The organism is Bradyrhizobium sp. SZCCHNGR1005 (assembly GCF_032489995.1).
Lineage (GTDB): Bacteria > Pseudomonadota > Alphaproteobacteria > Rhizobiales > Xanthobacteraceae > Bradyrhizobium.
This window is the reverse complement of record NZ_JAUEZC010000002.1, coordinates 610,343-634,021: the sequence shown is the minus strand read 5'-3', so window position 1 is coordinate 634,021 and position 23,679 is coordinate 610,343. Positions and strand designations below refer to the sequence as shown.

The following is a 23,679-nucleotide window of genomic DNA, read 5'->3' as shown; positions in this document are numbered from 1 at the left end:
TCGATCCACTTATATTGATTAGAACAGATTCTTGAGGCCGAGCACGTCGTCCATCGAGTAGTGGCCGGGCGGCTTGCCATGGGCCCAGAGCGCCGCCTTCAGCGCGCCGTGGGCGAAGATCATCCGATCCTCAGCGTGATGCGCCAGCACCAGCCGCTCCGAGGCGCCTGCGAAGATCACGCTGTGATCGCCGGCGGCGGTGCCGCCGCGCAAGGACGCAAAGCCGATGTCGCCGGTGCGCCGTGCCCCGGTGAAACCGTCGCGTCCCCGTGCTGAATGCTGGTCCAGGTCGATGCCGCGGCCAGCGGCCGCGGCCCGGCCGAGCATCAAGGCAGTGCCCGAAGGCGCATCGACCTTGGCCTTGTGGTGCATCTCCAGGATTTCGATGTCGAAGCTGTCGTCGAGCGACTGCGCGACGCGCTTGACCAGCGCGGCGAGCAGATTGACCCCGAGGCTCATATTGCCGGACTGCACGACCACGGCGCGCTTGGTGACGCTCTTGATCACGGCGTCGTCGGAGGCCGACAGGCCGGTGGTGCCGATGACATGGACGATGCCGCGCTCGGCCGCGATGGCGACGTTGGCGATGGTCGCCGCCGGCACGGTGAAGTCGAGGATGCCATCGGCCTCGCCCGACAGCGCCCACAGATCGGCGGACAGCTTAATGCCGTTGGCGGGCAGGCCGGCGAGCATGCCGGCGTCTTTGCCGATCAGCTCGGAACCGGGCGCCTCCAGCGCGCCGGTCAACACCGCGCCGTCGGTTTCAGCAATCGCACGCACCAGCGCGCGGCCCATCCGGCCGCCGGCACCAGCAACAATCAACCGCATCTTGGACATGTCATTTCCTCACTGCTGAAGGCTATACCCCGTGGCAGGCGGCGGCGGCAACCCGACCGGGTGCGAGGTCAGGGCTGCGGCCCGTCATAGCCCTCGATGATCACGAGATCGCCCTCGGAATGCGGGGCGCGGATCGCAACCAGACGCTGATATTCGGGCGAATTGTAGCAGGCCAGCGCGGTGTCGTAGTCCTTGAACTCGATCACCACATTGCGCGAACGCGAGGTGCCTTCCTTGGTTTCATACTTGCCGCCACGGACCAGGAACTTGGCTCCGTATTTGTGGAACACGGCGCCATTCTGGGCGACGTACTCCTTGTAGCCGTCCATGTTGTGCACATCGATGCGGGCGATCCAATAGGCCTTCGCCATCTCGTTCTCCTTCGATTTGTCGTTACCGACCGAGCGCCTCGGCGATCTCGGCGTGAATGGCCTCCGCCGCCGCTTTGGGATCGGACGCGCCGATCACGGGACGGCCGACGACGAGGTAATCGCTGCCGGCTCCGATGGCGCGCGCGGGCGTCATGACGCGCTTCTGATCGCCGACGGCGGCGCCAGCCGGCCTGATGCCGGGGGTAACCAGGCAGAGCCGATTGCCGACAATGTTACGCAAGCCGCTCACCTCTTCCCCCGCGCAGACCAGGCCATCGACGCCGAGCGACTGCGCCTGCTGCGCGCGCATCTCCACCAGCTCCGAAACCCCGGCGCGGTAGCCAGCCGCAGCGAGATCGGCCTCGTCATAGGAGGTCAGGACGGTGACGGCGAGAATCTTCAGGCCTGATCCGCCACGGCCCTCGACCGCGGCCTTCATCGTCTGCGGATAGGCATGGACGGTCAGGAAGGTCGCACCGAGCCTGGCGATGCTTTCGACGCCATGCATCACCGTGTTGCCGATGTCATGCAGCTTCAGGTCAACGAACACCTTCTTGCCGCCTGCGGCGAGTTTCGGCACCAGCGAAAGGCCGCCGGCGAAGGCGAGCTGATAACCGACCTTGTAGAAGCTCACGCTGTCGCCAAGGCGGGCGATCATGGCCTCTGCCTCACTCAGCCCAGGCAGGTCGAGCGCGACGATCAGTCGGTCACGCGGTGCAATCTGGTGTGCCATGCCCATCTCACTTCATCTGTTGTGCAAACGCGATCAGTTGCCGGACCAGCGCATCGAGCGCATCGACATCTTGAGGCTGCTTCAAGCGGTCGGTCTCGTTATAGGCCTGATCGGCAAAGGATAGCGCAAGCTGGTTGGGGATCACGCTGGCATGACATGCCGTCAGGATCAGCCGCAAGGCGGCCAGCGCACGAGCGCCCCCAAGCCCGCCTTCGGATGCTGCGGCGATGGCAAAGGGTCGTGTGCGAAACACCCCGCTGCCGCGCTCATGCGGTTCTGCAATCCGGCTCACCCAATCGATCGCATTCTTCAGAAGCGGCGGGATCGATGCGTTGTATTCGGGGGTGACGAACAGGACACCATCATGTGCGGCGATCATGCGTTTGAGGTTCAGCGCATGCCTCGGCACGCCTGACATCCCCTGCAGGTCCGCGTCGTAGATTGGCAGCGGATAGTCGGCCAGCGAGATGCGGGTCACATCGACATCGGCCTGGTGGAGCCGATCAGCCGCGGCTGCCGCCAGCTTGACGTTGCGCGAGCCTGATCGCACCGAGCCGGGAATGATGAGGATTTTCAGTGCGGTCATGTTCGGGTGGGTCATGAGCGACCCGCCACGACTCGTGTGGCGCGTCTGACATTCGCTGCTTTACTCTAACCGCGCGCCGCGAATGATACGAATGTCAGAACCAGGCACCAGCGGCGGATAGGTCCGTCAGCCCTTGCGATACACCCAGACGCGGGCCGGCGGAAGATTCATCCAGATCCGTTCCGAGGCTTCCGTGGTCACGCCGGGCAATGATTTCGGGATTGGGGGCACCACCGAATAGGTGAACTGGACGAAGGGCGAGCCCGGCGCCAATGCCGCAAAGGCATCGCGGATCAGCTTCAGCCTGGTGAGCATCGGCTTGGTCACCAGCGGCAGCCCGGACACGATCGCCGAGGCCGGCGCCGCCAGGACGTTCCAGAGCGTGTCTCGCAAGGTGTAGGCGTCGCCCTGGACCACCCGCGCCTGCGGGTAGCGGTCGCGCAACAGGGCACAAAAACCGGGATTGTACTCGATCAGCACCAAGCGCTTTTGATCGATGCCGTGCTCGACCAGCGCATTGGTAATCGCGCCCGTGCCGGGCCCGAGCTCGACGACCGGCCCCGACGCGTGCGGGTCAACGTATTGCGCCATCGTACGGGCGAGAAACCGGCCCGATGGCATGACTGCACCCATGTGCAGAGGTTTTTCGATCCAGGAGCGGAGAAATCGAACCTCGTCGTCCAGACGAAGAGGCTTTTTCGACGCACGCACGGACGAGGGGAGAGGCATCTCAGTACCAGACGGGACCGTCTTCACGGCGATGTCAGAAAAGAGTCACAAAGACGTATAGGGCGGAGGCGAGGCGGTCAAGCTGAACCGTAACGCTCGGCCAAGCGGCGCGGCTCCGCGGGTCCCTGCAAATTATTTGCAGGCGGCTAAGCGGTTGCGCTGCACCTATACCTGCCGGTGCAACGACTGAGCCGATGAGCACGCGCTTCAAGTGGCGCGCGTACCGAAGAAGTCCTTCACTTTGGCGAAGAAGCCGGCAGCCTCCGGGTGGGTCTCGCCAGACGACAGTTTCTCGAATTCAAGCAGCAGTTCCTGCTGCTTCTTGGTGAGATTCTGCGGCGTCTCGACCACGATCTGGACGTACATGTCGCCGGTTTGACGCGAGCGCAGCACCGGCATGCCCTTTGCCGCGATGCGGAAGCGACGACCCGATTGGGCCCCGGCAGGAATCTTGACCTTGGTCTTGCCCTTGTCGATCGTCGGCACCTCGAATTCACCGCCGAGCGCCGCAGTGACCATGGAGATCGGCACGCGGCAGTGCAGGTCGGCGCCGTCACGCTGGAAGAACTCGTGCGGTGTCAGCGACAGGAAGATGTAGAGGTCGCCCGGCGGTCCGCCGCGGACGCCGGCCTCGCCTTCGCCCGCCAGCCTGATTCGCGTGCCGTCCTCGACGCCCTGCGGGATATTGACCGACAGAGTGCGGTCGCGCGTGACGCGGCCGGAGCCCGAACATGACGGGCAGGGATCCTCGATCATCTGCCCGCGGCCCTGGCAGCCCGGACAGGTCCGCTCCAAGGTGAAGAAGCCTTGCGCCTGGCGAACGCGGCCGGCGCCGCCGCACATGCCGCAGGTCTTGGGCTTGGTGCCTGCCTTGGCTCCAGTGCCCGAGCACGACTCGCAGGTGACCGACACGGGAATTTCGATTTGCGCGGTCTTGCCCTGGAAGGCCTCCTCGAGCGTGATCTCCATATTGTAACGGAGGTCGGCGCCGCGCTCGCGCCCGGTGCCGCGGCGCTGCCCGGCCATGCCGAACAGGTCCTCGAAAATATCGGAAAATGACGAGGCGAAACCGGCACCGAAACCGTGCGGGCCACCCATGCCGCCCTGCTCGAATGCAGCGTGGCCGTAGCGATCGTAGGCCGCGCGCTTGTCGGCGTCGCGCAGCACCTCGTAGGCTTCGTTGATTTCCTTGAACTTCACTTCGCTGGACGCGTCGCCCGGATTCTTGTCCGGATGCCATTTCATGGCGAGCTTGCGGAAGGCAGCCTTGAGCTTGCCCTCGTCAGCATCGCGTTCAACTTCCAGAGTTTCGTAGTAGCAGCGCTTGGTGGACATCAATCAAACCCGCCCGAACGTCGTCAGGCCGAAGGGCTGGCGCGAAACGCGCAGGCTTCGGCTCAATGAAAATGACCCCCATCCAATGAGACGCATCGTGCGCTCTTTGGCATGGGGGTCATGACATCGCCTCTGCCTGGACTTAAGCAGATTTCTTCTTGTCGTCGTCGACCTCGGTGAACTCCGCGTCGACCACGTCATCCTTGGCGGCATCGCGAGCCGCATCGCTCTCGGCCTGCTGCTTATACATGGCCTCACCGAGCTTCATCGAAGCCTGCGCCAGCGTGTTGGTCTTGGCCTTGATGGCCTCCGCGTCGTCGCCCTTCAGCGCTTCCTTCAGATCGCTGACGGCATCCTCGATGGCGCGACGCTCGCTGTCGGCAACCTTCGACCCATGCTCGGCCAGCGCCTTCTCAGTGGAGTGCACCAGCGCGTCGGCGTGGTTCTTGGCGTCGACCGCCTCGCGGCGCTTCTTGTCGGCCGCGGCATTGGCTTCCGCGTCCTTGACCATCTTGTCGATGTCGGCTTCCGACAGACCGCCCGAAGCCTGGATGCGGATCTGCTGCTCCTTGCCGGTGGCCTTGTCCTTTGCCGACACATTGACGATGCCGTTGGCATCGATGTCGAAGGTGACCTCGATCTGCGGCATGCCGCGCGGTGCGGGCGGAATACCCATCAGGTCGAACTGGCCGAGCATCTTGTTGTCGGCCGCCATTTCGCGCTCGCCCTGGAAGACCCGGATGGTGACCGCGTTCTGATTGTCCTCGGCGGTCGAGAACACCTGGCTCTTCTTGGTCGGGATCGTGGTGTTGCGGTCGATGATGCGGGTGAACACGCCACCCAAGGTCTCGATGCCCAGCGACAGCGGGGTCACGTCGAGCAGCAGCACGTCCTTGACGTCACCCTGCAGCACGCCGGCCTGGATCGCTGCACCGATCGCCACGACCTCGTCCGGGTTGACGCCCTTATGCGGCTCCTTGCCGAAGAACTGCTTCACCATCTCCTGGATCTTCGGCATGCGGGTCATGCCGCCGACCAGGACCACTTCGCCGATCTCGCCGGCGGTGAGGCCGGCATCCTTCAGCGCCTTGCGGCACGGCTCGACCGTCTTCTCGATGAGGTCGGCCACCAGCGCCTCGAACTTGGCGCGGGTCAACTTCATCGTCAGATGCTTCGGGCCGGACTGGTCGGCCGTGATGAAGGGCAGGTTGATCTCGGTCTGCGTGGTCGAGGACAGCTCGATCTTGGCCTTTTCAGCAGCCTCCTTGAGGCGCTGCAGCGCGAGCTTGTCGTTGCGCAGGTTGATGCCCTGCTCCTTCTGGAATTCGTCGGCCAGGTAGTTGACCAGCCGCATGTCGAAATCTTCACCGCCGAGGAAGGTGTCGCCATTGGTCGACTTCACCTCGAACACGCCGTCGCCGATCTCCAGGATCGAGACGTCGAAGGTGCCGCCGCCGAGGTCGTACACCGCGATGGTGCCGGACTTCGATTTGTCGAGGCCATAGGCGAGCGCGGCTGCGGTCGGCTCGTTGATGATGCGCAGCACTTCGAGGCCGGCGATCTTGCCGGCGTCCTTGGTGGCTTGGCGCTGGGCGTCGTTGAAGTAAGCGGGAACGGTGATGACGGCTTGGTCGACCTTCTGGCCGAGATGGGCCTCGGCGGTCTCTTTCATCTTCTGCAGAATGAAAGCCGAAATCTGCGAGGGCGAATAGGCCTTGCCGTCGGCCTCGACCCAGGCGTCGCCGTTGCCGGCCTTGACGATCTTATAGGGGACGAGCTTCTTGTCCTTCTCGACCATCGGGTCGTCATAGCGGCGGCCGATGAGGCGCTTGACCGCAAAGAAGGTGCGCTCGGGATTGGTCACCGCCTGGCGCTTCGCAGGCTGGCCGACCAGCCGCTCGCCATCATCGCTGAAGGCGACGATCGACGGGGTCGTGCGCATGCCCTCGGCATTCTCGATGACTTTCGGCGCCTTGCCATCCATCACGGCCACGCACGAATTCGTGGTGCCAAGATCGATCCCAATGACCTTTCCCATGGTCTCATGTCCTTCTTTTTGCGGCAGGTTGGGAGGGGCCCTGACGGCGCCCCCAATCCAAACCCCCTCAGATCAAATGCTCGCGATATTGCGACGATGAGCCTCATATAGGAGGGGGGGACCGGCCCGCAAGGACCGAACCACCGGCTCGGTGGTCGAAAGACCGAAGCTTTTACGGCCCTCGATGAGGCGCGCTCGCGGCTGACCGGATCCGCTCCGGTCCCGCCCAGGACCACGCGCCATCATGCGCTGTGGTTAGGAAATTCCAAACGGGCAGGGCAGCCGCGGCTCGCGGAACTTCAAATCCCGAGCAAGAGCCTGTCGCCATTGCCGCAAACCCGTTAAAAGCGTGCGGCCGAACCACCACCCGGCGGGGACCGCGACAGCCGGCGATCTGGCGGTATTCGTTAACGAGGCAGATGATTCATGACGTTCTTTCGACTCCTCATTGCGGCCGCACTGTCTACTATGCTGCTGCGGCCGGTCCTCGCGGCAGACGCGGTTTTTCCACCCGGCGCCCGCGTCGGGCTGGCCCCTTTGGTCGGCCTCTCCGTCGCCAAGTCCTTCCCCGGCTTCGAGACCGAAGATCACAGCGTCAAGGTCCTGCTCGCGGAGCTGCCTGCCGATGCCTATGGCGAAGTGAAGAACGCCTTCACCGCCAATCCGGGCGGCACCGGCGGCATCAAGCCGGAAAGCATCGAGACCACCGCCGGGCTCGGCTACTACACCGTCGAGAACGGCAAGGATGGCGCCACGCCGGTGCGTCGCTATTCCATGATTGTCGCCGGCGGCACCTTCTCGGGCTATGTCGCCGCGCAGGTCCCGGAGAGCGCGAGCAAGATCTACACCGACGACGCGATTCGCCAGATGTTTGCCTCCGCCGCAGTCCGAAAAGAAGTCCCGGTCGACGAGCAGCTCTCGCTGATGCCGTTCAAGGTTACCGAGCTCGCGAGTTTCAAGACGGTCCGCACCTTGGCACCGGGCGCCGCACTGATCCTTGCTGATGGCGATGAAGCCAAAGGCTTCGAGTCCGCTCCCTTCATGGTGGTCAGCCTGATTGCCGCGGCACCGACGGAGCCTGGCGACCGCGGGCGCTTCGCGCAGCAAGCCGCAACGACGATCCCCGGCGTGCGCGATGCCCGCTTGACGATGTCGGAGCCGATCCGCATCGACGGCTTGCCGGCCTATGAGACGCGGATCGATGCGACCAGCGGCAAGGACAATACGCCCGTCACCATCGTGCAGTGGCTGCGCTTCGGCGGTCCGACCACGCTGCGCATCATCGGCAGCGCTCCGCGCGATCAATGGTCGGCAGCGTTCCCGCGCTTCCGGGCCGTGCGGGATGGAATCCAGCCGAAGGGGTGACGAAGCGCCACGTCAGCCGCCCCGGCGGACGTAGACATCGATGTTCTGGACGGTTTCCGAGAGCCGGTAACCCTGCAACAACCTGTCGAGCTCGGGGCTGTCGTGTATCCAGGCGGCCCAATCGTCCGTTGCATTGTCGACCAGCACGATCGCGGGCCGATTTCGGCGGAAATCCTCGATCAGCCACGCGCGTTCGCGCTGCGCATATCCCGCGAGCGCTGCCAGCGTGTTCGAATCCGATGATGGTATGCTTCTGACCAGCTGCTCGTATCTCGGTACGAGCAGCCGCTGCTCGCGCGACGCCCACACGCCCCCGATCGCGCGCGTCAGCGGATGAGCGATCGCTCCATCGGCCGAGATCGCCAGGATGGTCGGATGTTGCAGACCTGTCCTTGCAATGGCCGGCTGCAAGAAGCGCGCATCCATCCCCAGATTGAACCACACCATCGCGGCCAGGAACAGAGCCCCACATGCGGCAAGCTCGCCAGGGCGAAGCCCGCGAGGAACGGCGTCGAAGCCATCCTCGCTGAACGAGATGGCATAGCCGAACCCGAGCCAGGAAAAGGCCAGCATCGGATAGGCGTGGTATGGCCAGCCCTTACGCTGCAACAGATAGACGATTCCGAAGCAGACGGACGCGGCCAGCAAAAGGAGCAATGTCGGCGTCATAGCTTTGCATCGCTTCTGCACGAGCGTCGCGATCAAGGTGAGGCCCAACAATGGGACGGCCGGCTTCATCAACATGGCGCCCATCGGCTGTCCGATCGAGTAGACGTCGCGGATCAGCGGCACGATAAAGGTGAAGTATTCGGGGAAGAACCAGATCGTGCAGACGCTGTAGGCGAGGATCACACCGACAGCGACAATGTTCTCCGGTGCGACGAGCACTCGCCACGATCTCGCAGACGCTGCCGCCACAAGCAGACAGCAGAACATTGCAGGCGCGAAATGAGGCTTGAAACACAGTGCCAAGCCAAGGCCGACGCCTGTTATCCCGATCGTCCATGCGGGCGGAGTTTCGCGGTTTAGGCGCAGCGCAAGAGCAGCCATCGCAGGGATCATCTCGATCACGGCGATATGCTCGCGCTGTCCAAAGGACTGGACCGGCAAGACCGCCAGGACGAGAACGGCAGTGATTGCAAGGACCCAGCCCTGTCTCGCCCCGATAACGGTCGATTTTCGCAGGATGAGAGCGCTCAGACCGAGAGACAGAGCGATGGCCAGGAACACGAGGCCATCGACGACGTCCTCAGCATTCCAGCCAAGGGCGCGGGCAATCAGGATCCCGGGGAGATAGACGAAGACCGCCATGGGCGGGTTCGTCTCCAGGATTTCGGAATATAGCCGCTGCCCGTCGAGCCAGCGCTCGCCCGCAATCAGCAGCCAGCTCACGTCGGGGCTCGCCGCCACAATGTGGCGCATCACGATCGCTGCGCTGAACGCCGCAACGATCGCGCCCCATTGCAGGGCTAAGGTCCGGTCCACCTCCGGCCTGCAGATCGGCCGGGGCGCGGTATGGATATTCATAGCCATGGCGTACACCCCCGCAACTCTCGGGACCGTAGCCAAGCGCCATTAAGGCTTTGTTTCAGGAGCTCCGGAGAAGATCCGGACCGCGTTGCGATCGCTACGCAGCCGGAAGCCACGGCACGACACCGTGGCTTCACATTCGTCATCCGTCGATCGTTGACGAAAGCGGCCGAGCACTGAGCGGAAAATCAAGCCGCGCTGTTGGGTTCATCCGTGTTTGCAGCCGCCGGCGCAGCCTTCGGTCCGCCCTTGGATACGCCGACCAAGGCCGGCCGCAGCACGCGCTCGCCGATCGTATAGCCCGCCTGGACCACCTGAACGACCGTGCCGGAGGGTACCGACGGATCAGGAACCTCGTACATCGCCTGATGAAAATTCGGATCGAACTTCTGGCCGGACGGATCCAGCTTCTTCACGCCGTTCTTCTCCAGCGTGTTGTGCAGCGAGCGCTCCGTCAGCTCGACGCCTTCGATCAGCGCTTTCAGACCGGGGTCGGCTGCGGCCCGCGCTTCTGCCGGCACCGCATCGAGCGCACGCTGCAGATTGTCCGCGATATCGAGTACATCGCGGGCAAAGCCCGTGATGCCGTACATGCGCGCGTCGGCAACTTCCCGCGCCGTGCGCTTGCGCAGATTTTCCATCTCCGCCAGCGTCCGCAGCATCTTGTCCCGGGCCTCGGCGGCCTCCTTGGCCAATGCCTCCACAGAGCCGGTCTCGGGATCGTCGGGCATCACATAAGGCCTGGAAACGACGGGTTCGTTGGCCTGCGCCGGGTTCGCCGGATCGTTCTTCTGCAGGTCGGGATCGGTCATGGACAGACTTCTCGCAAAATCAACTGGAAGGGGGGTGTGTCGGCCGGGATATCGTGCTTTGAGCGCCGAAAATCAAGCACAGCATGGACTTGGCCGACGAAGTCACGGTCGAGCAACCCCGCTGTTGCCCTCATCAGCCACCCAGAAGCCGGCTGACCAGACGCGCGGCATAGTCGACGGTCGGGATCACCCGCGCATAATTCAGCCGCGTCGGACCGATCACGCCGAGCACACCGACGATGCGACCCCTCGCATCGGTATAAGGTGCCGCGATGGTCGACGAACCCGACAGCGAGAACAGCTTGTTCTCGGAGCCGATGAAGATGCGGACGCCTTCCGCATTTTCCGCCCGGCCGAGCAGATCGATCACGCCGCGCTTGGCCTCGAGATCATCGAACAGCTGGCGCACGCGCTCGAGATCTTCGAGGGCGTGCAGATCGTCGAGGAGATTGGCATGGCCGCGAACGATCAGCTGCCTGTCATCATTGTCACCGCCGGACCAGCTCGCAAATCCTGCGGCGATCACCTTCTGGGCCAGTTCGTCAAGCTCCACGCGATCTCGCGCCAGAGCGGTCTCGAGCTCCAGCCGCGCGTCGGCGAGCGTCCGTCCCCTGATCCGGGCATTGAGGAAGTTCGAGGCCTCGGTCAGAGCCGACGAGGGAACGCCCGGCGGCAGGGTCAGGACCCGATTCTCGACCTGGCCATCTTCGCCCACCAGCACGGCCAGCGCCCGTTCCGGCTCCAGCCGCACGAACTCGATGTGCTTCAGGCGCGAATTGGACTTGGCCGTGAGGACCACCGCGGCCGCCCGTGTAAGGCCGGAGAGCCGGGTCAGCGCCTCATCCAGCGCGGCCTCGACCGATTGCGCCCGGCCGACCGATGCCAACTGGCCCTCGATCGATTGCCGCTCGGCTTCGGTCATGTCGCCCACCTGCATCAGGGCGTCGACGAAAAAGCGCAGGCCGAGCTCAGTCGGCAGCCGTCCGGCGGACGTATGCGGCGCATAGATCAGGCCAAGCTGCTCGAGATCGGCCATGACGTTGCGGACCGAGGCCGGTGACAACGGAACCGTAATCAGGCGGGAGAGGTTGCGCGAGCCGACCGGCTCGCCGGTCGCCAGATAGCTTTCGACGATCTGCCGGAAAATCTCCCGCGACCGCTCGTTGAGCTGCGCGAGCCCGGCAGGCGGTGTTATCAGGTTGATCGGGTCGTGGTGTGCCACAGCTATCCCCTTCCGGATTGCCCATAATTTGTCCATGCGGCAGGCCCGTGGCAAGCCAGTCCGGGGCACGATAAGGCCTTGCCGGTCCTGATCACCCCCCCTACAAGGCCTCGGCATAGCCGATATTTTACCCTGCTTCGGAGGATTCTCATGCGGCCGAGCCGCCGTGCACCGGATGAACTGCGCGCCGTCAGCCTGGAACGTGGCGTCGTCAAATATGCCGAGGGGTCCTGCCTAGTGAAGTTCGGCGACACCCATGTGCTGGTTACTGCCACCCTGGAGGATCGCTTGCCGCCCTGGCTGAAAGGGCAGGGCCGCGGCTGGGTCACCGCCGAATATGGCATGCTGCCGCGGGCGACCCTGGAGCGGACGCGGCGCGAAGCCTCGGCCGGCAAGCAGAGCGGCCGCACGGTCGAAATCCAGCGCCTGATCGGCCGCTCCCTGCGGACCGCGATCAACCTCGAGGCACTCGGCGAGCGCCAGATCACTGTGGACTGCGACGTGCTCCAGGCGGACGGCGGCACCCGCACCGCATCGATCACCGGCGCCTGGGTCGCTCTCGCGGACTGCATCAGCTGGATGAAGGCGCGCAATATGGTGAAAACCGAGGTGCTGCGCGACCATGTTGCTGCGATCTCCTGTGGTGTCTACAACGGAACCCCGGTGCTCGATCTCGATTATGCTGAGGATTCCGAAGCTGAGACCGATGCCAATTTCGTGATGACTGGCGACGGCCGCATCATCGAAGTACAGGGCACGGCCGAGAAGACGCCCTTCACGGAGGCCGAGTTCCTCGCCTTGATGGCGCTTGCGCGCAAGGGCGTGGCCCGGCTGGTCGATCTACAAAAGCTCGCGGTCGCATGACGAACACGCACCGGCAAATCGAAGGCCGCCTCGTCATCGCCACGCACAATCCCGGCAAGCTGGCCGAGATGCGCGAGCTGTTGGCGCCGCATGGGGTCGAGGCAGTATCGGCCGGCGAGCTGGGGCTCGGCGAACCCGACGAGTCCGGGGAAACGTTCCAGGCCAATGCGCGCATCAAGGCGATCGCAGCGGCCAAAGCCGCGCAATTGCCGGCGTTCGCCGATGACTCCGGCATCGTGGTCGAGGCGCTCGACGGCGCACCTGGCATCTATTCGGCGCGTTGGGCGGGACCATCCAAGGACTTCACCGCCGCGATGACACAGATCGAGCGCCTGTTGCAGGAACGCGGCGCGACGTCGCCGGAGCAGCGCCGCGCGCATTTCGTCTCCGCGCTGTGCGTGGCCTGGCCCGACGGCCATATCGAGGAGGTCGAGGCGCGCGTCGACGGCACCCTGGTCTGGCCGCCGCGCGGCAATGCAGGCTTCGGCTATGATCCCATGTTCCGGCCCGACGACCACGACAGGACATTCGGCGAGATGACCGCGGTCGAAAAGCACGGCCTGCCGCCGCTCGGGCTCGGCCTGTCGCATCGTGCCCGGGCCTTCGTGAAGCTTGCGGAGATCTGCCTTGCCTGATCCGTCCGCTTTCGGCGTCTATGTGCATTGGCCGTTCTGCCTGTCGAAGTGCCCCTATTGCGACTTCAACAGCCATGTCCGCCACGTCGCCATTAACCAGGAGCGCTTTGCGCGCGCGTTCGCGCGCGAGATCGAGACCACCGCGGGACGTATTGGGCAGCGCGATGTCACATCGATCTTCCTCGGCGGCGGCACGCCGTCGCTGATGCAGCCGCAGACCGTCGGCACCATCCTTGATGCCATCGGCAAACATTGGCGCGTCGCCGCTGATGTGGAGGTGACGCTGGAAGCCAATCCGACCAGCGTCGAAGCCACGCGCTTTGCCGGCTATCGCGCGGCCGGCGTCAATCGCGTCTCGCTCGGCGTGCAGGCGCTCGACGACGTCTCGCTGAAAATGCTGGGCCGTTTGCACACGGCGCAAGAAGCCATGGATGCGGTTGCGATCGCACGCAGCACGTTCGGACGCTATTCGTTCGACCTGATCTACGCGCGTCCCGATCAGACGCCACAGATGTGGACGGAGGAGCTCAAGCGCGCCATCGGCGAGGCGGCGGAGCATCTGTCGCTGTACCAGCTCACGATCGAGGAGGGCACGCCCTTCTTCGGCCTGCACGCCGCGGGCAAGCTGAAGACGCCGGACGAAGGTTTGGCACGGGTACTCTACGACGTGACGCAGGAGGTCTGCAGCCGTCACGGCCTGCCGGCCTACGAGATTTCCAACCACGCCCGACCGGGCGCGGAATGCCGGCACAATCTGGTCTATTGGCGCGGCCACGAATATGCCGGCATCGGACCCGGCGCGCATGGCCGGCTCGACATCAACGGCGTCCGCTACGCCACCGCGACCGACAAGCGCCCTGAGGCCTGGCTGATGCGGGTCGAAGCCAACGGCCATGGTGTGACTATCGACGACGCGCTCAACCGCGAAGAACGTGCCGACGAATTCCTGCTGATGGGCTTGCGGCTGGCCGAAGGCATCGATCCCAAGCGCTACGCGGCTATTTCAGGACGTACGCTCGACCCGCAGCGGATTGCGCTGCTCCGCGAGGAAGGCGCGATCGTCGTCGATACCGACGGCCGGCTGCGCGTGACGCAGGAGGGGTTCCCCGTGCTCGACGCAGTCGTGGCCGATCTCGCAGCCTAGAGCATGATCCGGAAGAGTTGAGACCGGTTTTCCCAAAAGATCATGCTCGAGTAATAGCGAGATCTTTTAGGTGGCGCTGAAGCTCTTCGGCGACCCCGCAACCGCCTGGCCACCGGCCGATGCCACCCGCATCACGGCAAGCCCCCGCTCATTGGTCCCGTCGGTGCGGAAGCGGAACAGGCCGTCGATGCCGGCAAAACCGGATGCGTTGGTCAGCACGTCGGGCGCGAAGCGCTGCGGGCCTTGGGTCCGCGCCAATGCCGCAACCAGCGCCACCGCATCATAGGCGAGCGTCGCGGTGCGTACCGGCTCCGAGCCGAAGCGCGTGCGATAACGGCCGGAAAAGGCGCGGAAGCCCGATGGATCCGGCGCGGCATACAAGCCGCCCTGCAAGTTGGCGCTGGCGTAGACGCGCGGATTGTCCCACAGGCCGGTCCCGAGCAGTTGGATGTTGCGGAGATTGGCGCCCGCCGCCGTGAGCGCATCGGCGGTTGCGACGACGGCGTCGCCATCATCGGCCAGCAACAGCGCGTCGGCACCGCCGAGCGACTGCGCCACGGTCCGTGCCGTGGTGGCGCGATCCTGTCCGTATTTCTCGAACGCAACGATACGGCCGCCCTTGCGGCTGACCGCGGTCTTGAAAGCGCCTTCGACGACCGTGCCGTACGCGTTGTCCGGCAACATCGCCGCAAAGGATCGTTTGCCGATGCCGACAGAATATTCGACGATCCGACTGACGTCGGACTCAGGCAGAAAACTGAGCAGATAGACCCCGCGCCCGGCGACGCTGGAATCCGTCGAGAAGGCGATCACCGAGACGTTCCGTGCACGCGCCACCTGTGCGGTCGGCGGCACTGAGCCGGCAAACAGCGGCCCGAGGATGATCTCCGCGCCTTCGTCACAGGCCTGTTGTGCACTCTGTTGTGCACCTTGCGGACTGCCGGCGTCGTCCTTGATCAGAAGCTGGATATTGGGGTTCTGGAACTCGGCCAGCGCCATCTCGGCCGCGTGCCGCATCGACAGGGCGGCAACACCGGCATTGCCGGAGGCCGACAGCGGCAGAATCAGCCCGACCTTGACCTGGCCATTGCCTGCGACCGCCGGCTGCTGCGGCGGTCCGCCGGGGGCCGCCTGCTCGAACGGATTGGACACGCTGGAGCAGGCCGACAGCAGCGGCGCGCCGAGAATAAGGCCCAGCGCGGTCCGCCGAGCGAGCCGGGTGGGCTCCGGCCTCGGAGCAGCTGAATTGGGATCACGCGGGCCCGCCATGGCATCTCTTTGCTTGGCCGGAGACCGGCCAGGATTGATCCGCCCCCGCACCGACATGGGGGACGGATTCAGGCATATTGTCGACGAATAGTTAACCAAAACAAAAGGATTAGAGGACCCCCACAGCTGGTCAAATTCACTGTTTTGCGTCTTGCTTTCGACGGCAACGGGCACGTCGCGAACGCGGGTGGCATTCGCCCAATCCACCCTCTAGATTGGGGACATGGGCGCAAAGGCAATCCCGAACACACCGATCGACAACGGCCACATTGCCGAAGCCAGCTATGTGGTGGCGGGACACGGCATTCCGGCGCCACGGGCTCGACCTGGCTTGTACCTCGTGGCAACGCCGATCGGCAACCTTGGCGATATCACGCTGCGTGCGCTCGAGACCCTGGCCGGTGTCGACCTGATCGCCTGCGAGGACACCAGGATCACGCGGCGCCTCACGGAACGCTACGCCATCTCGGCGGAACTTACCCCTTATCACGAGCACAATGCAGAAGCCGCGCGGCCAAAGCTGCTGCAGCGTTTGGCCGAGGGCGCGGCGATCGCGCTGGTCTCCGACGCCGGGACGCCGCTGATCTCCGACCCCGGATACAAGCTGGTGCGCGCCGTCTGCGCGGCCGGTCATCCGCTGACGGCGTTGCCCGGCGCCTCGTCCGTGCTTACGGCGCTGAACGTGGCGGCACTTCCGACGGACCGCTTCTTCTTCGAAGGCTTTCTGCCGGCGAAACAGCAGGCGCGCCGCAGCCGGCTCGCGGAACTCGCCCGCATCGAGGCGACGCTGGTGCTGTTCGAGTCCGGCAGCCGAGTGCAGGACACGTTGCACGATCTCTCCGAGATCATGGGCGCGCGCGAGGCCGCGATCTGCCGCGAGCTGACCAAGCTGCATGAGGAGATCACGCGCGCATCGCTCGCCGAGCTCGCCGCAAATGCCGCCAGCCTGGAGACGCGCGGCGAATTCGTCCTCGTCATCGGTCCGCCCGCACGCGATGCCGGCCTCATGTCATCCGATGAGCTCGATAAATTACTGACGGAGCAGTTGCGGACCGAGACCGTCAAGGACGCGGTCATGCACGCGGTCGAGCTCTCCGGGCGGCCGCGGCGCGAGGTCTATGCCCGTGCGCTGGCACTCGCCAAGAATATGCAGACCAAGGACATGCGGGCCGGAGAGGCCGATGGCCAAGATTGAGTCGACCAAGACTGCACCTGCCAAGACTGACCCGGCGAGCCCTGACGCCGCGTCGGCAAAACCTGCGAAGGTCGCCGCGCCCGAGCGCGTCGCCGCCTTTCGCACCGGGCTTTCGGCCGAAAGTCGTGCGGCCGCGTTGCTGATGGCCAAGGGTTATCGCATTCTGGCTAAGCGCTTCCGCACGCCGCACGGCGAGATCGATATCGTCGCGCGCAAGCGCAACCTGCTCGCCTTCGTCGAGGTCAAGGCTCGCGCCTCCCTGGATGACGCCGCCTACGCGGTGACGCCGCGCCAGCAGCAGCGCATTATCGATGCCGCGCAGGCCTGGCTGATGGCGCATCCCGAACATGCCGAATTCGAATTGCGCTTCGATGCGATTCTGATTGCGCCGAAGAGCCTGCCGCGTCATCTGCTGGCCGCATTCGACGCCAGCCCTTAAACACGCTCATAAGACCAGGACCAGCCTCATGAAATTGAATGTCGCCGTCCAGATGGACCCGATCGCCCGCATCAACGTCCGTGGCGATTCGACCTTCGCGCTGCTCCTGGAAGCGCAGCGCCGCGGACATGGCCTATCCTACTACACGCCCGACAAGCTCTCCTTGCGCGGCGAGGAGCTGGTCGCGCCCGTGCAGGCGCTGACCGTGCGTGACCAAGTCGGCGATCACTTCACCTTGGGTGAGCCGAAGCCGACGCCGCTGACATCGTTCGACGTCGTGCTGCTGCGGCAGGATCCGCCATTCGATCTCGCCTACATCACCTCGACGCATTTCCTCGAGCGGATTCATCCTAAGACGCTGGTGGTGAACGACCCGGCCAGCGTCCGCAACGCACCGGAAAAGCTGTTCGTGATGAATTTCCCGCAGCTTATGCCGCCGACCCTGATCTCGCGCGATCTCGACGAGATCAACGCCTTCCGCGATCAGCATGGCGCCGTGGTGATGAAGCCGCTGCACGGCCATGGCGGTGCGGCGGTGTTCCGCGTGATGCCGCAAGACATGAATTTCGGCTCGCTGTTCGACATGTTCTCGGTCACGTTCAAGGAGCCTTGGGTGATCCAGCGCTTCCTGCCGGAGGTGAAGCACGGCGACAAGCGCATCATCCTGGTCGATGGCGAATTCGCCGGCGCCGTCAACCGCGTGCCGGCGGCCGATGATCTGCGCTCCAACATGGTTCGCGGCGGCGCGGCGCAGGCGACCGACCTAAGCGCCCGCGAGCGCGAGATTTGCGAGACCTTGGGGCCGGCCTTGCGCGAGCGCGGGCTGCTGTTCGTCGGCATCGACGTGATCGACGGCAACCTGACCGAGATCAACGTGACCTCGCCGACCGGTATCCGCGCCATTTCCCGACTCGGCGGTCCCGATATTGCGGCGCGCGTCTGGGACGTGATCGAAAAGAAGCGGAGCTGATTTAAGGCTTCATGCCCCGCGCTTTCAGCTGGGCCTCGGAGAGCACGAGCTTGTCGAAACGCTTGCGGCTTTCGTCGAAATCCTCGGCGGAGATCGGCGCACAGCCCGGCCTGCCGCGGAGGATGATCGAGGTCGTGGCCCAGCTCAGGCGCGATGCCTTGCAGGCGACCAGGAGATCGCCGATGCGATCGTCATCCAGCAGCGCCTCGATGGTTTCGATGCTGACGTCCGACAGCAGCGCCAGCGCGGCAATGACGGCCGGATAGTCGTTGGTCGCGGCGAACCGGTTGACCGCGGAATCGCTGAGCTTGCCGGTCCTGTTCAGGGCAGCGACCTCGCTCTTGACCTGCGTGTAGTCCCAGGTGGCACGCATCGCTGCGGCCGCGGATCGGGTAGGAGTCGCCTGCAGCGTAGCCTTGGCGGCCGGCGGCGCCGCCTTGATGAAACGCGCGCGCGCGTCCTCGCTCGCCGCCGCCACGAAGGCGCGGGACAGCTTGGCCGGCAGATCGGGACGGGCCCCGAGCTTCTCGGCGAGATCGGCGTCGCGCTCGGCGCTCTTGAACAGGCTGCGGTAACCGTCCTCGGAAAACTTCGCCGTGAGATTCTGCACCAGCGCCATGCGCACTGCCGGATAGCTGCGCGCGATCAGAAGCTCGGTCAATGGCTCACCAATGGCCTTGCGGCTTGCGACCGCGATCAGATGCGGCTGGTTGCCGGTCTTGATGAAGTCCGCGAGGTCACGCTCCGACAGCACCGCGGCCTTCGCCAACATCGGCGCCGCAACACGCACCTCCGGATGGCTCGCCAGCAGGCGCGCGGTGGCGTAGGGCGCGCGCTCGACCGAGGCCAAAGCGGCGCTTAACTCGGCCAGCGCTTCGACGCCGACCTGCGGCAACAGCCGGGCAAAGATCTGATCGTACAGATCGAGTTGCTCGGCTGCGTGCGGCCGTGGCCCGGACAGAAGCAGCGCGGTCGTCTTGCGCAAGATTTCGATCGACAGATCGGACATCGTCCTGCTCTCAGGAGCGGCCTGTCGTGCCGCCGGGAGCACCGGATGCCTTTGAGTCATGGTTCGTTTACCTCTTGCGTCGCGAGGATGTCAGCCCGACCGGCAGCGCCGGCACGACCCTGCCAGAGCATGCAAGCGTCCGCCTAAAGCCACGTTAAGGGATCAGGCGGCCGAGACTGCGTCGGCACCGACCTCGCTGCCTTGACTGCACGTCAACCATGCGATCGCGTCGCTATCCACCATCGGGCGACCGTAGAGCCAGCCCTGCCCGTAGATGCATCCGAGCGTCCGCAGCAGTCGCGCCTCTTCCTCCGTCTCCACTCCCTCGGCGATGATCCTGTGCCCGAGCGGCAAGGCGACCGCGGTAATTGCCGTGATCAGTTGTTGGTTTCGGCAGCTCGTCGTGAGGCCATGGACGAATGAGCGATCAATCTTGATGGTATCGAGCTCAAGGGCCACCAGGTTGGAGATCGAGGAGTGACCGACGCCGAAATCATCGATTGCCAGACCAAATCCGTATGCGTGGATCAGCTCCAGCTCCTGCGCGCAACGCTTCGGATCGAACATCGCCTCCTCGGTGATTTCGATCTCGATTCGCCGCGGGTCGATGCCGTATCGCTGCGCTGCGTCGTTGAGGATTGTCGCAGGCGAATGGATCGAAAACTCGCGCGGCGAGACGTTGATCCCGACTTTGACGTTTGGCGCGTGACTCGCGTCGAGCGCCCGCACGAATGCGCAGGCCCGTTCGGCGACGAAGCTCGTGAGCTTGTCCGACAAGCGTAGCCGAACGGCAGCACGCACAATCTCCGGCGGCGGGATCATGCCGACCCGCGGGTGCCGCCAGCGGAGCAGGGCTTCAAAGCCGATCACCTCGCGCGTCGCCATCACGACCTGCGGCTGGAATTCGAGGTGGAGCTCACCGCGTGCCAGGGCCTGCGGCAGTTCGAGATCGAGGCAACGCTGCAGCGCCAGCTCAATCTGCATCTGCGCGTCGAACACGCGTATGCAGGCGCGCCCATCCTCTTTGGCCCGATAGAGCGCCGCATCGGCTCGGGCGCAGAGCACCTCGACATCGATATCGCCGTCGAGGTGCGCGGCGATGCCGATCGAGCAGCTGATGGACTGTGGCTGGCCTGCGATTGCCAATGGCTGCAGCAAGCCTTCGCTGAGCCGTTCGGCGAAGGCGATGGCGCGCTCCTCGACATCACGGCCCTGGAACACCACGATAAACTCATCGCCGCCCAGCCGTACCGGCAGGTCATCTGCCTCGCAGCTGGACCGGAGCACGTCGGCTACCGCCGCGAGGACGCGATCCCCGGCTTCATGGCCGCGCGTGTCGTTGATCGTCTTGAAGTTGTCGATGTCGAACAGCAGGAACGCGACGCCCCGCCCAGCGGAGCACGCCGCGTCGGCGACGTCGCGGAAGTGACTCCGGTTGGCAAGCCCGGTCAGCGCATCGGTGCGCACGAGGCGTTCCAGCGCGCGGTTGGAATGCAGCACCTCGCTGTTGGCTTCCGCAAGCGAGGAGGCAAGGTCCGTGGCTTCGAATGCGGTGACTTGGCTGGCGATGAAGCCGCGCTCTCCGACGCGGGCAGCCCGGAACAGCATCAAGGTCAGGAAGAGGACGTCGAGCGCGATGATGTAGCTGACGCCGCTCCCGGACATCAGCATCCTCGACAGCGTGGCCCCCATGAGCGGCGCGCCAAACGCAATCGCCGGCGGCGAATAGGCGAGACTCTGGATGATTGCGCCGGTCGTCGTCCCGGCCATGATGAAGACAACGCAGTATATCGTCTGCGTGGCGAGGAAAGCCCCGAAGCAGAGCGGCACGACCGACCATAGCAGCCCGCTCAGGAACGCCGCGACGGTCAGGGACCGCAGCACCCGCTGCGGATCGGTTTCCAGCATTCCCGAGGATTTCATCCTCAGAATCCACCAGGCCCGGACCAGTGCAAAGGCGACCGCGGCGGCGAGCCAGGAGGAGATGATCGTCCCTCCATGCTCGAGATAGATCAGCAGCGCGAGCGAGACCGCGATCGCAACGTTCGAGAGCAAAGTCAGGGCGATATTTTGCAGCAGGCTCGTCGCCTGCGCTCTCGCAAGTGCCGCCGGCCTCAGCTCGCTATCCTTGATCTGCATGCTTGGCACTGGCGGCCTTCAATGGTCGAATTGACGGAACGACGTGGTGATTGTGGCCCGGAGGATCCGCTCGCGCGGAACGAGCATCCAGAGTGGGGCCTAAGGCGACGTTAATTCGCTCCGGCGGATGTCCTTGATTGCCGCGCAGCGGCGCCTCCTCGTGTTCATGTATTGTTCTTGCGGCTACTGGCGTCTTCAGTTACCTTCCACCCGTTGGGGAGGGCGGCATGGTCCAGCGCGTCACTACCGTTGCCTTTGAAGGGATCGAAGCCCGCGCAGTGGACGTGCAGGTCCAGGTTGCGCCGGGGTTGCCGGCCTTTGCCATCGTCGGCCTGCCGGACAAGGCGGTCTCGGAAGCGCGCGAGCGGGTGCGCTCGGCGCTGATCGCGTCGGGTCTTGCGCTGCCGGCCCGGCGGATCACCGTGAACCTGGCGCCAGCCGACCTGCCCAAGGAAGGTAGCCATTACGACCTGCCGATCGCGCTCGGCCTGATGGCCGCGATCGGCGCCATCCCGCCGGATGCGCTGAGCGGCTTCACCGTGCTGGGCGAACTCGGCCTCGACGGCTCGATTGCGCCTGTCGCCGGCGTGCTGCCGGCCGCGATCGGTGCCAATGCCCGCGAGGAAGGCCTGATCTGTCCGGCTGCGTGCGGGGCCGAAGCGGCCTGGGCCAGCCCCGATATCCAGATCATTGCGGCAAGCTCGCTGATCCAGATCGCCAACCATTTCAAGGGCACGCAGGTGCTGTCGCGGCCGCAGCCGAAGATCCACGAGGCGCCGTCGAGCGCGCTCGACCTGCGCGACATCAAAGGCCAGGAGAGCGCCAAGCGGGCGCTCGAGATCGCCGCGGCAGGCGGCCATCATCTGCTGATGATCGGTGCGCCCGGCGCCGGCAAGTCGATGCTGGCGGCGCGGTTGCCATCGATCCTGCCGCCGCTGTCACCGGCCGAGCTCCTTGAAGTCTCGATGATCGCCTCGGTGGCCGGCGAGATCGAGGGCGGCGCGCTGACCTCGCGACGGCCGTTCCGCAGCCCGCATCATTCGGCCAGCATGGCGGCACTGACCGGCGGCGGCCTGCGCGCCAAGCCCGGCGAGATTTCTCTCGCCCATCAGGGCGTGCTGTTCCTGGACGAGCTGCCGGAGTTCGATCCGCGCGTGCTCGACTCGCTGCGTCAGCCGCTGGAGAATGGCGAGGTCTCGATCTCGCGCGCCAACCATCGCGTGACCTATCCTGCCCGCTTCATGCTGGTCGCAGCGATGAATCCCTGCCGCTGCGGCAACGCCTTCGAGCCCGGCTATGCCTGCAAGCGCAACCGGATCGAGCGTTGCACCGCGGACTATCAGATGCGCATCTCCGGTCCGCTGATGGACCGCATCGACCTGCGCATCGAAGTGCCCGCGGTGACCGCAGCCGATCTGATCCTGCCGCAAGCCGCCGAGGGCTCGAAGGAGGTCGCTGCGCGCGTCGCAACGGCGCGCGGCATCCAGCTTGCGCGTTACGCGGCAGCCGGCCTGCCGCAAGTCCGCACCAATGCCGAGGCGCCGGCTGCCGTGCTGGACGAGATCGCAAAGCCCGATGCGCAAGGCCAGAAGCTGCTGCGCGAAGCTGCGGAGACCATGCGGCTGTCGGCGCGCGGCTATCATCGGGTGCTGCGCGTCGCCCGGACGCTCGCCGATCTCGACCATGCCGAGAAGATCGGGCGGCTGCATCTGGCCGAGGCCTTGTCCTATCGCGCGCTCGCGGACGAAGCGCGGCACGCGGCGTGAGCCGCTCGATGTCAACAGGACGGTAACCAGTTCCCTTTACACTCCGCCAACCATAACAGCCGGTGTTGTCGGCTCGGGATTGGCGGGTATGTGATGTTGCGTTTCAAAGTGCTGGCCGTGATCACCCTCGCGGTGACGGCGGCGGTCGTCGGCAAGATCGAATTGTCCTCCGCGGCTCGCCCCTGCATCGTCGTCGGCGCCGACGTCGTCGAGATCGGCTCTACGCCATTTCATGCCGACCTCCACGTCGACTTCACCGATGACCCTGCGCTTGCCACGGTTCGTGTCGCCCTGACGGACAGCCCTGAGACCGCCGATCTCGTCATCGTCGACGATGGGACGGTGGCGGATGACAAAGGCTGCGGCGCCGGGGCGGCGACCGAGTTCGTCGCACTGGCCGCCGATCCCGCACAGAACCCGCCGTTGCGGATTTATCTCACAGCGGACGGCCCTGCTGACTATCGGATATTTGTCCGATCCACGCGCGTCACCGCGCGCCAGGCGGCCGCGCTGATCGTCGGCGCGCACGGCGGCAGATCGCACCTGGCCGACGCGCAGTTCTGAACAGAATTAGGACCTCGTTCACCTTGTTCGCACGGCAACGCCGCTGCTGAACACCGGCTCAAGCTCTCCGCAAGATAGCAACCGCATGTTGGTTGGACTGATCGGCAACGTTCGAATTCATCAGGGG

General features: G+C 64.9%; 22 protein-coding genes. 9 read left to right on the top strand and 13 right to left on the bottom strand.

Translation table 11 applies throughout. From position 1 onward, the window contains the following. Positions 1-18: 18 nt before the first annotated feature. From dapB to dnaK, 7 genes are all read right to left on the bottom strand, one after another. Complete coding sequence (dapB, locus tag QXZ85_RS09000; RefSeq protein WP_315702224.1) at positions 19-837, bottom strand: 4-hydroxy-tetrahydrodipicolinate reductase; 819 nt, start codon at positions 835-837, stop codon at positions 19-21. Positions 838-905: 68 nt separating this feature from the next. After that, positions 906-1,208, bottom strand: a complete 303-nt coding sequence (locus QXZ85_RS08995) for a DUF1330 domain-containing protein (RefSeq protein WP_315702225.1) — start codon at positions 1,206-1,208, stop codon at positions 906-908. Between the two features lie 22 nt (positions 1,209-1,230). Continuing rightward, positions 1,231-1,941, bottom strand: coding sequence for an orotidine-5'-phosphate decarboxylase (gene pyrF, locus QXZ85_RS08990; protein WP_315702226.1), 711 nt, complete (start codon positions 1,939-1,941; stop codon positions 1,231-1,233). A gap of 7 nt (positions 1,942-1,948) precedes the next feature. Beyond that, positions 1,949-2,527, bottom strand: coding sequence for an NAD(P)H-dependent oxidoreductase (locus QXZ85_RS08985; RefSeq protein WP_316173964.1), 579 nt, complete (start codon positions 2,525-2,527; stop codon positions 1,949-1,951). Between the two features lie 126 nt (positions 2,528-2,653). After that, on the bottom strand, positions 2,654-3,256 hold the full coding sequence (locus QXZ85_RS08980; RefSeq protein WP_315702227.1) for a class I SAM-dependent methyltransferase: 603 nt from the start codon (positions 3,254-3,256) through the stop codon (positions 2,654-2,656). A gap of 207 nt (positions 3,257-3,463) precedes the next feature. Continuing rightward, a complete protein-coding gene (gene dnaJ / locus QXZ85_RS08975; protein ID WP_315702228.1) occupies positions 3,464-4,591 on the bottom strand; it encodes a molecular chaperone DnaJ in 1,128 nt (375 codons plus the stop codon). Between the two features lie 142 nt (positions 4,592-4,733). Further along, complete coding sequence (dnaK, locus tag QXZ85_RS08970; protein WP_315702229.1) at positions 4,734-6,629, bottom strand: molecular chaperone DnaK; 1,896 nt, start codon at positions 6,627-6,629, stop codon at positions 4,734-4,736. A 426-nt stretch (positions 6,630-7,055) separates the two neighbouring features. Between dnaK and QXZ85_RS08965 the strand changes: the two genes are divergently transcribed. Further along, entirely contained in the window at positions 7,056-7,994 is a 939-nt protein-coding gene (locus QXZ85_RS08965) for a hypothetical protein (RefSeq protein WP_315702230.1), read from the top strand. Positions 7,995-8,006: 12 nt separating this feature from the next. On the opposite strand, the gene QXZ85_RS08960 is transcribed toward QXZ85_RS08965, so the two are convergent. From QXZ85_RS08960 to hrcA, 3 genes are all read right to left on the bottom strand, one after another. Beyond that, positions 8,007-9,527 carry a hypothetical protein gene (locus QXZ85_RS08960; RefSeq protein ID WP_315728093.1) on the bottom strand — a complete coding sequence of 507 codons (1,521 nt, stop codon included), beginning with the start codon at positions 9,525-9,527 and terminating at the stop codon, positions 8,007-8,009. A 185-nt stretch (positions 9,528-9,712) separates the two neighbouring features. Further along, positions 9,713-10,336 carry a nucleotide exchange factor GrpE gene (grpE, locus tag QXZ85_RS08955; protein WP_315702232.1) on the bottom strand — a complete coding sequence of 208 codons (624 nt, stop codon included), beginning with the start codon at positions 10,334-10,336 and terminating at the stop codon, positions 9,713-9,715. A 133-nt stretch (positions 10,337-10,469) separates the two neighbouring features. After that, on the bottom strand, positions 10,470-11,558 hold the full coding sequence (gene hrcA, locus QXZ85_RS08950) for a heat-inducible transcriptional repressor HrcA (protein WP_315702233.1): 1,089 nt from the start codon (positions 11,556-11,558) through the stop codon (positions 10,470-10,472). Positions 11,559-11,708: 150 nt separating this feature from the next. Here hrcA and rph point away from each other — a divergent pair, with 150 nt between their 5' ends. From rph to hemW, 3 genes are read left to right on the top strand one after another with little or no spacing between them, the layout of a single operon-like run. Next, complete coding sequence (gene rph / locus QXZ85_RS08945) at positions 11,709-12,422, top strand: ribonuclease PH (protein WP_315702234.1); 714 nt, start codon at positions 11,709-11,711, stop codon at positions 12,420-12,422. Next, positions 12,419-13,057, top strand: a complete 639-nt coding sequence (gene rdgB, locus QXZ85_RS08940) for an RdgB/HAM1 family non-canonical purine NTP pyrophosphatase (protein WP_315702235.1) — start codon at positions 12,419-12,421, stop codon at positions 13,055-13,057. The genes rph and rdgB overlap by 4 nt, the downstream gene beginning before the upstream one ends. Continuing rightward, positions 13,050-14,201: a radical SAM family heme chaperone HemW gene (hemW, locus tag QXZ85_RS08935; protein WP_316173962.1), complete on the top strand. Its 1,152-nt coding sequence runs from the start codon at positions 13,050-13,052 to the stop codon at positions 14,199-14,201. The genes rdgB and hemW overlap by 8 nt, the downstream gene beginning before the upstream one ends. A gap of 66 nt (positions 14,202-14,267) precedes the next feature. Here hemW and QXZ85_RS08930 read toward each other — a convergent pair whose 3' ends face one another. Further along, positions 14,268-15,470 carry a penicillin-binding protein activator gene (locus tag QXZ85_RS08930; protein ID WP_315702237.1) on the bottom strand — a complete coding sequence of 401 codons (1,203 nt, stop codon included), beginning with the start codon at positions 15,468-15,470 and terminating at the stop codon, positions 14,268-14,270. A gap of 223 nt (positions 15,471-15,693) precedes the next feature. Here QXZ85_RS08930 and rsmI point away from each other — a divergent pair, with 223 nt between their 5' ends. The 3 genes from rsmI to gshB are packed head-to-tail and all read left to right on the top strand — an operon-like array spanning position 15,694 to position 18,074. After that, positions 15,694-16,665: a 16S rRNA (cytidine(1402)-2'-O)-methyltransferase gene (gene rsmI / locus QXZ85_RS08925; RefSeq protein ID WP_315702238.1), complete on the top strand. Its 972-nt coding sequence runs from the start codon at positions 15,694-15,696 to the stop codon at positions 16,663-16,665. After that, positions 16,652-17,104 carry a YraN family protein gene (locus QXZ85_RS08920; RefSeq protein ID WP_315702239.1) on the top strand — a complete coding sequence of 151 codons (453 nt, stop codon included), beginning with the start codon at positions 16,652-16,654 and terminating at the stop codon, positions 17,102-17,104. Before rsmI ends, QXZ85_RS08920 begins: the two co-directional genes overlap by 14 nt. Before the next feature lie 28 nt (positions 17,105-17,132). Beyond that, positions 17,133-18,074 carry a glutathione synthase gene (gshB, locus tag QXZ85_RS08915; protein ID WP_315761546.1) on the top strand — a complete coding sequence of 314 codons (942 nt, stop codon included), beginning with the start codon at positions 17,133-17,135 and terminating at the stop codon, positions 18,072-18,074. 1 nt (position 18,075) lies between these two features. On the opposite strand, the gene QXZ85_RS08910 is transcribed toward gshB, so the two are convergent. Continuing rightward, positions 18,076-19,083: a DUF2336 domain-containing protein gene (locus QXZ85_RS08910; RefSeq protein ID WP_315702241.1), complete on the bottom strand. Its 1,008-nt coding sequence runs from the start codon at positions 19,081-19,083 to the stop codon at positions 18,076-18,078. A 162-nt stretch (positions 19,084-19,245) separates the two neighbouring features. Then, on the bottom strand, positions 19,246-21,222 hold the full coding sequence (locus QXZ85_RS08905) for a putative bifunctional diguanylate cyclase/phosphodiesterase (RefSeq protein WP_316174209.1): 1,977 nt from the start codon (positions 21,220-21,222) through the stop codon (positions 19,246-19,248). A 227-nt stretch (positions 21,223-21,449) separates the two neighbouring features. On the opposite strand from QXZ85_RS08905, the gene QXZ85_RS08900 reads away from it, so the two are divergent. Then, positions 21,450-22,988 (top strand): YifB family Mg chelatase-like AAA ATPase, encoded by a 1,539-nt coding sequence (locus QXZ85_RS08900; protein WP_316173960.1) that lies wholly within the window; start codon positions 21,450-21,452, stop codon positions 22,986-22,988. 108 nt (positions 22,989-23,096) lie between these two features. Continuing rightward, on the top strand, positions 23,097-23,552 hold the full coding sequence (locus tag QXZ85_RS08895; RefSeq protein ID WP_316173958.1) for a hypothetical protein: 456 nt from the start codon (positions 23,097-23,099) through the stop codon (positions 23,550-23,552). Positions 23,553-23,679 lie beyond the last annotated feature (127 nt).

What these genes read in the sequence shown, in the direction of transcription:
- QXZ85_RS08980 (WP_315702227.1), bottom strand. Translation starts at nt 3,256, where the DNA reads ATGCCTCTCCCCTCGTCCGTGCGTGCGTCGAAAAAGCCTCTTCGTCTG.
- dapB (WP_315702224.1), bottom strand. Translation starts at nt 837, where the DNA reads ATGTCCAAGATGCGGTTGATTGTTGCTGGTGCCGGCGGCCGGATGGGC.
- rph (WP_315702234.1), top strand. Translation starts at nt 11,709, where the DNA reads ATGCGGCCGAGCCGCCGTGCACCGGATGAACTGCGCGCCGTCAGCCTG.
- QXZ85_RS08985 (WP_316173964.1), bottom strand. Translation starts at nt 2,527, where the DNA reads ATGACCGCACTGAAAATCCTCATCATTCCCGGCTCGGTGCGATCAGGC.
- QXZ85_RS08900 (WP_316173960.1), top strand. Translation starts at nt 21,450, where the DNA reads ATGGTCCAGCGCGTCACTACCGTTGCCTTTGAAGGGATCGAAGCCCGC.
- QXZ85_RS08920 (WP_315702239.1), top strand. Translation starts at nt 16,652, where the DNA reads ATGGCCAAGATTGAGTCGACCAAGACTGCACCTGCCAAGACTGACCCG.
- QXZ85_RS08910 (WP_315702241.1), bottom strand. Translation starts at nt 19,083, where the DNA reads ATGTCCGATCTGTCGATCGAAATCTTGCGCAAGACGACCGCGCTGCTT.
- QXZ85_RS08965 (WP_315702230.1), top strand. Translation starts at nt 7,056, where the DNA reads ATGACGTTCTTTCGACTCCTCATTGCGGCCGCACTGTCTACTATGCTG.
- QXZ85_RS08995 (WP_315702225.1), bottom strand. Translation starts at nt 1,208, where the DNA reads ATGGCGAAGGCCTATTGGATCGCCCGCATCGATGTGCACAACATGGAC.
- QXZ85_RS08960 (WP_315728093.1), bottom strand. Translation starts at nt 9,527, where the DNA reads ATGGCTATGAATATCCATACCGCGCCCCGGCCGATCTGCAGGCCGGAG.
- gshB (WP_315761546.1), top strand. Translation starts at nt 17,133, where the DNA reads ATGAAATTGAATGTCGCCGTCCAGATGGACCCGATCGCCCGCATCAAC.
- rdgB (WP_315702235.1), top strand. Translation starts at nt 12,419, where the DNA reads ATGACGAACACGCACCGGCAAATCGAAGGCCGCCTCGTCATCGCCACG.
- rsmI (WP_315702238.1), top strand. Translation starts at nt 15,694, where the DNA reads ATGGGCGCAAAGGCAATCCCGAACACACCGATCGACAACGGCCACATT.
- grpE (WP_315702232.1), bottom strand. Translation starts at nt 10,336, where the DNA reads ATGACCGATCCCGACCTGCAGAAGAACGATCCGGCGAACCCGGCGCAG.
- dnaK (WP_315702229.1), bottom strand. Translation starts at nt 6,629, where the DNA reads ATGGGAAAGGTCATTGGGATCGATCTTGGCACCACGAATTCGTGCGTG.
- pyrF (WP_315702226.1), bottom strand. Translation starts at nt 1,941, where the DNA reads ATGGCACACCAGATTGCACCGCGTGACCGACTGATCGTCGCGCTCGAC.
- QXZ85_RS08930 (WP_315702237.1), bottom strand. Translation starts at nt 15,470, where the DNA reads ATGGCGGGCCCGCGTGATCCCAATTCAGCTGCTCCGAGGCCGGAGCCC.
- dnaJ (WP_315702228.1), bottom strand. Translation starts at nt 4,591, where the DNA reads ATGTCCACCAAGCGCTGCTACTACGAAACTCTGGAAGTTGAACGCGAT.
- QXZ85_RS08905 (WP_316174209.1), bottom strand. Translation starts at nt 21,222, where the DNA reads ATGCAGATCAAGGATAGCGAGCTGAGGCCGGCGGCACTTGCGAGAGCG.